This is a genomic window from Paradesulfitobacterium aromaticivorans (assembly GCF_054657415.1).
In genome coordinates, this window is the sequence record NZ_BAAHYT010000004.1 from 203,906 (window position 1) to 216,182 (window position 12,277).

Genomic DNA, 12,277 nt, shown 5'->3' on the forward strand with positions numbered 1-12,277 from the left:
TTCTGTTTAGATTAGTAGTATTCGCGGATATAGTTATAGGCTTTATCAAACAGCTCGTTGTCTTTGTGTAATCCCTGTTTACGCAGTGCCGTTCTTAAGGCTTTTTTGACTTCGCGTGTTCCAGCGTTAGTCCATTGCCATTTGTCAAACCGAACTATGTTAACAACATTATCGATTTCGGTAACCAACATCTCGATTGCTATCGGCGTCTTTTCTGACTTTGCTGATTCAAACAACTCTGTCAATGCAGCCTTTGCTTGCTTGCGATTATCTTCCGGTTCAATATCGCGTTCTGCAACGACTGTATCTTTAGCAATTTCAAGCAAGCCCTTCAAAAACTCGAGACTGTTGAAGAAGCCTTCTTCATACTTTTGCTTCAGCTCTTCTAAACGCTCCCCAAGTTGCTTAAATTTTGGATTGTTCTTGTACTTACGAAGTCGAGTGCATATCTTGATCTCGAGCTCTTTGATTTTAGTCTCGTCAGGATTATCAAGGAGATCCTTGATCACTTCTTCATCTAATATCAGAGTTTCCAGATCATCTCGGATTGCATCAATGTGCACATTTTCATTAACAATCTCTATGGTTTTAGCGCCAAGTGCATGCCAAATAAGTCTACCCACTCCGCCTGATGGCTGAATAGATTCATAAATCTGTGACAACCATTTATAATCGTCCTTATGTCTTGAAAGAAGCGGATCCGGTGACAATGTTTCCCACAGCTGTGCCAGGTAGTTATAGTCAACAGCAAATTTATCGCGGATTTCATTGTTCGGAAGGCAATCTTGGGCTGCTATCAGTGCCTCAAAACCAGTAAGCGATCGGTCAACATTTTTGAAATACTCCATACACTTTTCAAGAGCGATTGGAAACTCATCTCGAAGCTCATCGAGGATGATCGCTACCTTTTCAACCTGCTTTTCGTCGAACTCTAGAGCTTTAGCAACTTCATCAAATACACCGATATAATCGATAATGAGTCCGAAGTGCTTGTTTGGATATGGACGGTTGATGCGGCAGATTGCCTGTAACAGCGTATGTCCTTTCATCGGCTTGTCCAAATACATTGCTTGCATGATTGGAGCATCAAAACCGGTGAGTAGCTTTGCGGTGACGATAAGTATTTTTAGCGGATCATCCGGATCACGGAAACGATCAAGCAGTTTACTTTCATCCTCTTTCTTTCGATCCCATTGCTGATATTCGGCCGGATCTCCCTTGCTCGTCGTCATTACGACATCGGTCGCATCAGCAGGGAAGAGAGTATCCATAGCCCTCTTATACTCCGCACAGCAATGACGGTCATAACATACGATCATAGCCTTGAAGCCATTCGGTTCAACATTCTCTGTGTAATGCTTGGCAATATCCTCAGCGATTTTATAAATACGCTCGGACGAACTAACGATCGTTGGCATTTTTCCAGCTCTTTTCGAGAGCTCTTCCATGCTTTCTTCGTCGAGAGAGTCAGCCATTTTAGCGAACTCTTCATCGATAATGGCCCGGTCAATTCTCATTTCAACCAGACGAGGTTGAAAATGGAGCGGCACCGTTGTCTTGTCACGAAGAGAATCCTCGATGGAGTACTTGTCGAGATACCCGCCCTCATCATCGGGAGCACCGAACGTTGTGAAGGTGTTTCTATCACGCCTATTAATAGGTGTGCCTGTGAGTCCAAACAAGAATGCATTAGGAAGTGCTGTCCTCATTTTGATTGCAAGATCGCCTTCTTGTGTTCGGTGAGCTTCATCGACAAGCATGATAATATTATCACGACGGTCAACAATACCATCGAAATCAGCGAACTTTTGAATGGTGGTTACTAATATTTTGCGAGTGCCCGCTTCCAAAAGCTGCTGTAAATGAGCCTTATCCTTTATTTGCTCCATATTGGGGATATCTGTCGCTTTGAAAGTTCCGGTAATCTGCGTATCAAGATCCTTTCTATCAACGACAACGATTACCGTTGGATTTTGCAAAGCCTCATCCTGGCGTAATTTTAAAGCAACAAAGGCCATCAACAAAGACTTACCTGATCCTTGGAAGTGCCAGATTAAGCCCTGCTTTGCCGTAGAGCGTTTCACACGGTCAACCATTTTATTTGCTGCATAGAATTGCTGTGCCCGACAAATGATTTTTGTCTTCTGACCGCGACCATCTGTAGCGAACAGGGTAAAGAAATGCATAATGTCCAATACAGCTTCTGTATTTAACATCTGCAAAATCGGCGCGTCTAAATTACGTAACCCTACTTCGAGAACTTCTTGACCAGACTCACGCCACGGTGCCCATTTATCGGGTGGAGTACCCACAGCACCATAGCGATAAGCCTTTCCCTCAGTAGAAAAACAAATAACATTCGGCACAAACAAATCCGGTATAGTTTGCTGGTAATCCTCAGTGATATCGTAAGCTCCGTCAAACCAGGTTACGGCATTACGGAAGGCTGTTTTTATCTCACCTACTACAACCGGAATCCCGTTAATGAGCATAACGATATCCGGACGTTTTTCAATGGTGCCGTTCGTAACAGTATATTGGTTTGTAACAATATAGCTGTTCTTTGTTTTGTCAGGATCATCGAAGTCAATGATTTTGATTGAAACATGATCTCCATCTTCTCCAAACTGGAAGGACGGTTCTTCGCGAATCAGTTTCATCAGAGTTTCGTTTGCGGATATTAATCCGTCATTGCGCTGACTTAGCACAGCAGCCCTAATTTTAAATATAACCTCGTCAGCGTTTTGCGGTTCACGGGCAATGTCGGGATTAAGACGGATAAGCGCTTCTTTTAGCAGCTTTTCGTCTATCACTTCATCTGTCTTCCGGCTCAATCCCGAAGCCGGAACATACGTCCATCCAGCTTTTTTGATTTGCTCAATGACATATGGTTCAATGGTGTTTGGCTCGCTATGGTTCATTGTCACTGTGTATCACCTCCTGAAATTAGCTTTGTAATAGTTTCTTTTTTTAATGCCTTTATTTTCTCGATAGCAGCTTGCTCTGCAAGTAACGCATCCTTTATTATTGCAATCTTCTTTGCAAATGCTCTTTGCTCATCAATACTTGGTACCTGAATCGTTAAATCACCTAGTGCGCTTCTGGTTATTCGCTGACGTGTTGAACCGCGTGAGAATCTTTTACATAAAGCAAGCCATTCATCGGTATTTAGTAAATATGCAATGAAGTCCGCATCATATTTTGACTTATCAATCTTTAATATTGTACAGTCAACAGCAGTTATCATTTTTGTGCCAAGATCAGGAATAACACATGCTCTACCAACAGGGTCGGCCAATCTACATATGAGTATGTCTCCTGGCTCAACTTCAGTGCAACGTAGCAAATCAAAAGTTGCTTCTGAAATCCATTTTTGGTCGTTTTTATCAATAAATTCATTGATTCCTATGTTGCCTGTTTGAATCAACCTAATACCTTTTTTAGATAGATATTCAGCCTCTATCCAATCTCCGTCTATAAAACTCTTATCGGTATCAGGGCGAGCAAGATCTTTAATCGTTACGGTTGTACAATCAGTGAAAGCAATCCGACTGCTTGAATAAATAGCACGCAGTGCCAGCACGGTATTGCAATGCGCTTCTACGCTCTCGTCGAATGCCTGCATTAGCTCGGCAATTTTACGTTGAGTATCCTTATCAGGCAAGGAGAGTTCATATTCAGCCAGATGCTTCCATTTAACTCTTGGAGACAAAGATCCTGCTGATTCGCTTACAGCATATTCGAAAAATGAATCACTCTGGATAATATATGGTAATAACTCAGGAACAATTGCACCTTCGATTGCTTCTATAACAGTGATATCACCGGAGCAAATCCCATCAAAATCTGCTACTGCGGCTTTCTTTTGATATGCTCGACGGCGACCAAACAAAATCTGGCCTGCATTAAACTTTTTGTTGAAGGTTACACCATCGGCAATATTACCCCAGCGCTGAATTTTTAATTCTTGAGGATCGAGATGTTCTAAACCTACATAACGTTCCAGACCTTCTTCTAGAGGATTATTAATGGTTATTTTAACTTCCCGCGCAACGTCACCAAGTTTCACAGATTCACCTCCTGACTATTCAATTTCGCAAGCAAATCATCGAGTTTCTGATATAACCCCTCTGAATGACGACACCATTCAAGATATTTTTCTTGTAATAGAGAAGCGTCATTCACAGTCGATGTGTCCCCGTTACTACGTACATAAAGCGGTATTGAAAGATTCCAATCCCGAATCTCATCAATTTTCACTACCTTTGAAAAACCGTCAATATCCTCAAATGCTTTGTATGCTCTATCTATTCGTTCAATATGCTCCGGCTCTAAGAAGCTCTGCGCCTGCTCACGTTTCACTTCATTAACCGCATTAATAAATAGTATTCGATTTTTAGTTTTGTCTGGTTTTTTCATTCTGCAAATAACAATACAGGCTTCCATTGGTGAGTTGTAAAACAAATTCGGTCCCAAGCCTATAACACATTCAATCCTATCAGCCTTGATGATGTTTGCACGAATATCTCTTTCTGAATCTCGAAACAAAACCCCATGGGGGAAGAGGATCGCACAGCGACCGGTAGTTTTATCTAAACTCTTAAGTATGTGGGCAAAAAACGCATAATCAGCACACCCTTGTGGCGGTACTCCATATTCGTTTCTGTTGTAAGGATCGTTTTCAAACAACGCCCTATCCCATTGCTTAATTGAATACGGCGGATTGGCTAAGACAACATCAAATGTTTTAAGCTTATCTTTATCTTTAAAATATGGTTTAGACAAAGTGTCACCTTGGGCTATCTCGAAATCCTCAATGCCATGGAGGTACATATTCATCCTCGCTACAGAAGATGTTATTATATTTATCTCTTGTCCATAAAGCCGCAAATTTCGGTATTCCATTCCAAGCTTTTTCAGGCGGGCTGCTGTTACCATCAACATTCCGCCAGTTCCGCAAGTTGGGTCGTACACAGATTCGCCAGACTTTATATCCAGCAAAGAGGTCATAAGTTCAATAACTGTACGGTTAGTATAGAATTCCGCTGCAGTATGGCCACTGTCGTCAGCAAAATACTTAATTAAGAACTCATAAGCATTGCCCAATTCATCTTGTCCAGCGTGGGTGTTGTCAAGCTTCATTAAAGAAAACTGCTCAATAAGTTCCTTTAATGTCTCGTCAGAAAGGCGTTTCTTGTTTGTCCACTTGGCATCACCGAAAATACCAGTCAGGGTTTCCTTATTATCGAATTCGATCCCGCGAAGTGCTTTATTAATCCTTGCTCCGACATTTGTGGTGATTTTACGCACCTCATTCCAATGGTTCTCAGGACGAACTATAAAGCGGTGCTCATATATTTCAGTTGCATACTCCTCATCCCCGTCGGATTCCTTCATTGCTTCATTGTATTCCTCATCGTAAACATCGCAGATACGCTTAAAGAAGAGCAACGGGAAAATATACTGTTTATAATCTCCTGCATCGATATCTCCACGCAGCAGGTTAGCGGCTGCTTTAAGATGGGATTCTAATTCAGCTTGTGTCAGTCTTTCTTCGCTCATTGTTCTATCACCCCGATCTCTACCAATTTCTTTTTAAGCACCTCATCAGCAGCTTTGCTCTTTTTAATAGCATTCTGTAAATTTGAAATAGCTTGCTCTAAGGTAAGTGTTACCTTCGTGTCTTCTTTTTTGATATAAAGCGATATACTTAGATTGCAATCGTTTTGCTTGATTTCATCAAGAGAAACAACGCGTGCAATATGAGGAACATCGCGATATTGGCTATATAGATCGAAGATTCGAGTAACATGCTCGTCCTCTAAAATGTTCTGTGCCCGTTGTGGTTTATATATCGTTGATGCATCAATAAACAATACCTTCCGATGGCGATCCGGCTGCTTCCTATGCTTAAGAATAAGAATACATGCTGCAAGGTTAGTACCATAAAAAAGGTTATCTGCTAAACCTATAATTGCTTCGATCTTGTCATTTTCTATCAGCTTTTCACGAATGGTTTGCTCGCTACCTTTTCTAAACAATACACCATGCGGAACAACAACAGCCAAACGTCCCGTTGCAGGCGCCATTGATTTCAACATGTGTTGTACCCATGCAAAATCTCCATATGAAGCGGGAGGGGTACCGTATTCATTGCGCTTCCATTTATCATGCTCCCAAACTTCCAAGCCCCATTTTTTTAAAGAGAATGGAGGATTGGCAATAACACAGTCAAACGTAGCAAGTTGGTTTCTATTTCTAAATATCGGATTCCGAAGTGTATCACCCCGCTCTATATCGAAATCTTCTAATCCGTGAATAATCAGGTTCATTCTTGCAATAGCCGACGTGGTGAGATTTCTCTCTTGCCCGTATAGCTCGAGTGTCCTTATGTCCTGGCCTTTGTCTTTTACGTGAGCAAGTGCCTGTAACAGCATACCACCAGTACCGCAGGCAGGGTCATATACCGACTCACCTTCTGATGGGTCAAGAATTAAAGTCATCAGCTTCACAATGCTTCGAGGTGTGTAAAACTCCCCCGCCTTTTTATTAGTCTTATCTGCAAAGCGCTTAATCAAGTATTCATAAGCGCGACCCGCCATATCCGGCTCAACATTCTTAATAGATAAGTTGTGCAGAGAAAAATGCTCAATTAGATTCTTTAACCGTTCATCCGAAAGTTTGTCTTTGTTTTTCCATTCCACATCACCGAAAATTCCACTAAGAGTTTTTCTATTGGCCAGCTCAATACGACGAAAAATACTGGATATAGCGGCACCTATATTATTGGTTTTAGCTTGCAAGTCGCTCCATCTACAGCCCTTTGGGATAATAAAGCGGTGATTTTCCTCAAATTCCGCATACTCGATATCTCCGTTAGATTCTTCCAATGCTTGGGCATACTCCTCATCATAAACATCAGAAATACGTTTAAAGAATAGTAATGGAAATATATATGCCTTATAATCACTTGGATCTACAGGTCCTCTAATAATATTTGCTGCATTTAACAGCCAACTTTCAAGCTGTGGTAAGCTCATCATCATAAAACTCCTCTCCGTGTTGTCCAACACTGTATTTATTCTATCACGCTTGGTGGTAATTTTCAACTATTAGTAGTAATTATTTAGTGTGCGCCAAAACACCCTATCTGCCAGATATAACGGTGTTAGAATTTAATCTGTTTTCCTAGCTTTATTTAGAATATCTTCTTTGACTTGTTCCCAGGTTGGAATGTCAAGAAAGTAATACCATTTCCCGGCATATCCAATAGCTCCACTATATGGTGTGTTATTAGGCGGTGGTAACACCCCGCTTTTTTGACGCGTTTCATTGATGGAAACACTCTTTGCATAGCGCTCTTTAATCATGTCAAGCAACCCGGAAATATTATCTATATTGTTGACTTTAACAAATTCCTGTACCGCTATTGCAGCTCGATCAATATCAACGAATTTACTGCAGCACATCAGGTCCATTTTATCATCAGATACTATTTTGTCGGCATTCAATGCTATATCAACAAACTTTTGGCACAGTTCGTAAAACCCGCTCCGTTCTTTTTTGTTAGATATAATGTCGACTACTTCCGGCAAATCTGTTTCGTGTGGGTTATCAAGGAGTTCTTCATAAAACACTTCTCTTTCATTGTCTTGTGTGTATTTCATCCCAACTCAATCCTTTCTATAGCTTCAGTAAGCTTTTTATCGATTTCCTGCAACTTCGCAAGCAAAATAGTATTATTTTTGCGCAGCGCATCAATATCTTCTTTAATAACCACTTGTTCAATGCTTTTCTGCAAATATGCACCTACACTAAGATTATAGTTGTTTTTTGCCAATTTCTTTTGTGTGATAATTGTCGACATACCTTCCACGACTTCACGCATTTTAACCAACCGCTGAATTTCTCTAACACCATAATCAGTAAGTCGGACACTTGCCCGACCAATGCTTTCAATGAAATCCTTAGCTGATTCTCTGCTCGCATCAAGCATGTAAATATCTTCTTCTTGTCTTTCTTTTTTGAAGACAATAAGTGCTGTCTTTATATTTGTTTCGGCTATAATACCGGCGGGCAATTCAATTATCGCGTCTATATAGTTATCTTTAATCATCTTGGCTCTAATCTTTTCTTCTGTACCACCTCGGAACAATGCGCCCATTGGCACTTGTATGACTCCAATGCCCCCTTTCCGTAATGAAGCTATCAGATGGCGAGAAAAAGTCAGATCGCCTGTTAGCTTAAATTCAAGACCATATTCGTAAGCATCAGCCTGTTGGCCGCTCTCAAAAGTTGCATCTTTTGCGGAACGTTTAAGCCCAAACGGCGGAGAAGATATAACGCAATCAAAAGTCTTCTCATTATGCAGGACGGTAGTCATCGGATTTGTTATCGTATCCCCGCAAATCACCGTAGAATTCAAGCAACCTGCTATCGTTAACATCATTATTGTAACTGCGGCACAAGTTCTATCGATGTCTTGTGCAAAAACATGAACATCTTTCCCTTTTGCGCACTCAGCAGTTAAAATTCCATAACCAACGGCAAAGTCATAAATTGATCCAGTGACTGGGCTTCCGATTGCCGCCATGAGTTTAGCAAGGTTTTGCTCTGTAACACACTCTCCGGAAAACCTGATTTCTTTTTTTACCGTAACTGAGAAATAGTTTGCTAAGGCTTCGTAAACCACGTGCTCATCATTCAAATCAGACATATCTACCGAATTAAGCACTTCCCAAATTTGTGTGTCCTGCCGGTCAAAACTATCTAGATCTATGCTACTTGCATAACTTTCAAGTATGCCGTATCCATGTCCCAGCTGCTTTTCAATGTTAGCTATATGCGCTACTAAATCATTTCTTCTTAGCCGTTCGCCAAATAAAACACTCAGAAAATCAAAGTTAAACTTGTCATCAAACTCAAGGCTTAGTTTTTGCTTGTTATCTGAAACGTATTTTAAGAAAGTAAAGAAAACAAGAGCGGCAGAGGGATTGTCATTAGCGGCATTTCTTAAGTTCCACTTGCTTAGGTCACGATAAACATAATTAAGTGCTTGTGTAATATCGTTGGTTTTAGAAACCACAGGAAATCGCCTCCTTCACAGCAGTCATGACTACAACCTCTATTGTTTTCTGCTCATTTATTAATAGTTCTCTTAAAACTGATTGCTTCTTGCAGCTTAATGAATATGCCTCGCCCAATTCACACTGTTTTTTCATCGGAATATCTGGTACTTCAAATTCTTTCACATCACTAATTTTTATCATTGGCATTGTAGAACCTGCTACTTTTGCTTTGAGTAACTCACGCGCATACGATGTATTAAGATATGAGACTAAGAATTCAGGATCAACTTTTGCGTCTTTTCCTATGCGAATAATGCAGCAAAAAGAGGGAACAATCAATCCTTCATCATCTTCTTCTATATAAGCTGCATCATATGGTGTAGAGAGTTTAAGAACCACATCACCTTTCTTTGTTATTCGATCGCCATCAACAGATTTTTTCAGTTTAACAATTCCTAGATCAGAGTGATTTACTCTACCATCTGAAATCGCTTTAGGTATGAGCACCTGTCTTTCTTCTATCACGTCGTCTCCAGCTTCATCTTTTGCTTCTACTCTCGAAATTATCTGCCCGGAATAAACATTGATATCTGAGGCATCACCGATTTTCATTTTTTCCTCCTTGTGTACTCTTGATTTATATCGTACATTTCTTTGAAATATTTTTTATGTACATCTACTATTGACAGCATACACCCTTGGATAATGTTTGTCAATATTATTTCAGATAAAATGTGAAATATTTTTTATGTTCATTTCAATGGTTTTTGACTGTACCATCTATCCTGCTCACTCAAACGCTAAAATGACCCTTTTTCAATAAAATCAGTGCCACAACCTATGCCCTATAAAACTGCACACGCACAGCTTTATTCCGATATGTCCCCGCTAATATAAAAACACCAGGCTTCCAAGCTAACCTTCACCCTGTCGCTGACCGACGAAAAGGATGATATGCTCGGAAGCCCTTGTTTTTCAGGCTTTTCAGCCTCCTATTTATTCACTTTTGACATCAAACATACCGTCTCCACATGCTGCGTCCACGGAAACATATCCACTGGCTGTACCCGCTCAACCGAGAATCCCCCATCCACGAGCCGACCTAGATCGCGGGCCAATGTTCCCGGGTCACAGGAGACATAAATAATGCGTTCGGGTTTCAGTTCAATCAGCTTAGCCGTGACGTGTGCATGGAGCCCGGCCCGCGGCGGATCAACCACGACCAAATCCGGACGTTTATTTAGTAGGCCTTCGCTGACTTGCCCAAGCCTTTCCTCCACTCTTCCCTCAAGAAACTCTAGATTATGTAGGTCGTTAGCTTTGGCGTTTTGACGGGCATCTTCGATGGCATACCGATTTTCTTCAATTCCGATGACCTTTTTAGCCTGACGCGCCAGTTCGAGTGTCATAGTACCGATGCCGCAGTACAAGTCCCACACCGTTTCATTCCCGCTGAGACCTGCCCATTTCAAGACCAGAGAGTAGAGAGCTTGTGTTTGCTCATGGTTAATTTGAAGAAAAGCCAAAGGGGAAACTTTGAAGTCTAGGTCAAGGATTTCCTCTGTAAAATCTTCTTTAAAAAGTTCTTGGTCGCCAGTTTTTTTGGTAAAGCCTTCTGGGCCAAGCCACTGTTCCAGCACTCCTCGCTGGTTCACTCCCCAGACAGAATGAATCACTTGTGCATGCCACACGCCTGCGGATTTCCGAAACCGCTTAGCTAATGGTCCAGTGGACGCGGAATTTTCAAAAAGCAACAAGCCTTCTCCGCGCGAATTCTGGCGTAGAGTCAAGGTGTGGACATCAGGGTAATCCTGCCCCAGAAGCTCTCCTACTCTACTTACCCACCGGTTCATGTCTTCGCTAATGAGTAGGCAGTCTGGAAAAACTACCGTGTGCTTGCTTTTCTCTTGGTAGTAACCGAATTTGCCGGATCTATCCCTGTGCAGCCTTACTTTGTTGCGATAGCGCCAGGGGTATTCCATCCCTAACGCCGGGCCGGTTTTAAGCTCGACTTTGCCAATGCGTTTAAGGGCGTCTTCGACCCAACGCCCTTTCCACTGAAGTGTTTGCTCATAGCCCAAGTGCTGAAGTTGGCACCCACCACATACCCCAAAAACGCGGCACGGGGCATCCGTGCGTTCGGGCACAGTCTTTACCAAAGCCACTAGTTCGGCGCGCTGCCAGTTTTTCTTACGTTCTACAACCTTAACTTCCGCTGATTCACCGGGAAGGAGCCCGGGCACAAAGGTCGCCAGGCCTTCGTCATAACACACTCCCTCCCCTGATGAAGAGAGGCGAATACATTCTAATAACCGGATTGAAGCTTTATCTTGCAAGATTAAGTCTTCCACCTTTACTTGTTATACCATAAACCTTTAGAAAAAAATGTACTGAATAAATTTCAGCACACCTTAATCAACCAACCTACATTACTAAAACCCCACTACCGCTGCACCCACAGCGCCAAGGCCATCAAGACATTCCAAGTCCCATGGGCTAAAACAGCCGGCCACAGACTACCTGAGCGCTCGTAAACCCAGGTTAGGATAACTCCCCCGATAAACAGCGGCAGAAAACGCACGAGGTCAAAATGGAGCGTTGCAAAGAACACGCCCGTCAGAAGCATCCCCTTGCCGCGGCCATAAGCCTCGCGCAAAGGGGGGTAGATAAGACCGCGAAAAATTATCTCCTCCTTGAGAGGAGCAATTATCCCGCCTAATAGCAAGAGTATGTAAAACTGCCAGCCGTACTTAACCCCTTTAACCGCTTCCGTAAAGCTTTGGGGAGCCGGAGTACCCAGAAACTTTATTAAGAGGTTTCCTAAGAGTCCGATCGAAACAAAGAGAAAAAAACCTACCACTACTCCTAAAATCCAATAACCCCAACGTGGCTTCACAAAACCCAGGAGCGTTAAAGGCTTACGCAAGAGCAGCATTAGCGCAAAGATTGCGCCAAAGTAGATAATTCCTTCCCCAAACCCAACCGCGAGAAAATGAAGAAACCCCGCCACCGTGTCTAAATTCTCGGACACTCGCAGCCAGCCCAGAGGGAGTTCAACCAGATTTACAAGCAGGATTAAGAACAAGCCCTGCCACAAGTTCCAACCCGGGTGCCGCGGTGGCAGCTTGTCTGCTTGTCCCTTTCTTTGCTTTTTGTCTTTTTCGCTAAAGGCAGCTTCCTTAGTATTGGATTTTACTCTGTTATTCATA

At 42.2% G+C, this 12,277-nt stretch carries 9 protein-coding genes; all 9 read right to left on the bottom strand.

Features of this window, described 5'->3' with window-relative positions:
• Nucleotides 1–11: 11 nt before the first annotated feature.
• On the bottom strand, nucleotides 12–2,921 hold the full coding sequence (locus tag ACYQ2N_RS01735; RefSeq protein ID WP_459997292.1) for a type I restriction endonuclease subunit R: 2,910 nt from the start codon (nucleotides 2,919–2,921) through the stop codon (nucleotides 12–14).
• Nucleotides 2,922–2,923: 2 nt separating this feature from the next.
• The gene (locus ACYQ2N_RS01740) at nucleotides 2,924–4,069 is read right to left on the bottom strand and encodes a restriction endonuclease subunit S (RefSeq protein ID WP_459997229.1); all 1,146 of its coding nucleotides are present in this window, start codon (nucleotides 4,067–4,069) and stop codon (nucleotides 2,924–2,926) included.
• The gene (locus ACYQ2N_RS01745) at nucleotides 4,066–5,562 is read right to left on the bottom strand and encodes a type I restriction-modification system subunit M (RefSeq protein ID WP_459997231.1); all 1,497 of its coding nucleotides are present in this window, start codon (nucleotides 5,560–5,562) and stop codon (nucleotides 4,066–4,068) included. Before ACYQ2N_RS01745 ends, ACYQ2N_RS01740 begins: the two co-directional genes overlap by 4 nt.
• Nucleotides 5,559–7,040: a type I restriction-modification system subunit M gene (locus ACYQ2N_RS01750; protein WP_459997233.1), complete on the bottom strand. Its 1,482-nt coding sequence runs from the start codon at nucleotides 7,038–7,040 to the stop codon at nucleotides 5,559–5,561. The genes ACYQ2N_RS01745 and ACYQ2N_RS01750 overlap by 4 nt, the downstream gene beginning before the upstream one ends.
• A 135-nt stretch (nucleotides 7,041–7,175) precedes the next feature.
• Nucleotides 7,176–7,667 (bottom strand): hypothetical protein, encoded by a 492-nt coding sequence (locus ACYQ2N_RS01755; RefSeq protein ID WP_459997234.1) that lies wholly within the window; start codon nucleotides 7,665–7,667, stop codon nucleotides 7,176–7,178.
• Nucleotides 7,664–9,085, bottom strand: a complete 1,422-nt coding sequence (locus ACYQ2N_RS01760) for an HsdM family class I SAM-dependent methyltransferase (protein WP_459997236.1) — start codon at nucleotides 9,083–9,085, stop codon at nucleotides 7,664–7,666. The genes ACYQ2N_RS01755 and ACYQ2N_RS01760 overlap by 4 nt, the downstream gene beginning before the upstream one ends.
• A complete protein-coding gene (locus tag ACYQ2N_RS01765; RefSeq protein WP_459997238.1) occupies nucleotides 9,075–9,680 on the bottom strand; it encodes a restriction endonuclease subunit S domain-containing protein in 606 nt (201 codons plus the stop codon). The genes ACYQ2N_RS01760 and ACYQ2N_RS01765 overlap by 11 nt, the downstream gene beginning before the upstream one ends.
• A gap of 380 nt (nucleotides 9,681–10,060) precedes the next feature.
• Nucleotides 10,061–11,419 carry a 23S rRNA (uracil(1939)-C(5))-methyltransferase RlmD gene (gene rlmD, locus ACYQ2N_RS01770; RefSeq protein ID WP_459997240.1) on the bottom strand — a complete coding sequence of 453 codons (1,359 nt, stop codon included), beginning with the start codon at nucleotides 11,417–11,419 and terminating at the stop codon, nucleotides 10,061–10,063.
• 92 nt (nucleotides 11,420–11,511) lie between these two features.
• Nucleotides 11,512–12,276, bottom strand: coding sequence for a CPBP family intramembrane glutamic endopeptidase (locus ACYQ2N_RS01775; RefSeq protein ID WP_459997242.1), 765 nt, complete (start codon nucleotides 12,274–12,276; stop codon nucleotides 11,512–11,514).
• Nucleotide 12,277 lies beyond the last annotated feature (1 nt).

Bases quoted from the DNA above. Each gene is read 5' to 3' on its own strand.
- ACYQ2N_RS01745 (WP_459997231.1), bottom strand. From the start codon at position 5,562: ATGAGCGAAGAAAGACTGACACAAGCTGAATTAGAATCCCATCTTAAA.
- ACYQ2N_RS01775 (WP_459997242.1), bottom strand. From the start codon at position 12,276: ATGAATAACAGAGTAAAATCCAATACTAAGGAAGCTGCCTTTAGCGAA.
- ACYQ2N_RS01735 (WP_459997292.1), bottom strand. From the start codon at position 2,921: ATGAACCATAGCGAGCCAAACACCATTGAACCATATGTCATTGAGCAA.
- ACYQ2N_RS01755 (WP_459997234.1), bottom strand. From the start codon at position 7,667: ATGAAATACACACAAGACAATGAAAGAGAAGTGTTTTATGAAGAACTC.
- ACYQ2N_RS01750 (WP_459997233.1), bottom strand. From the start codon at position 7,040: ATGAGCTTACCACAGCTTGAAAGTTGGCTGTTAAATGCAGCAAATATT.
- ACYQ2N_RS01765 (WP_459997238.1), bottom strand. From the start codon at position 9,680: ATGAAAATCGGTGATGCCTCAGATATCAATGTTTATTCCGGGCAGATA.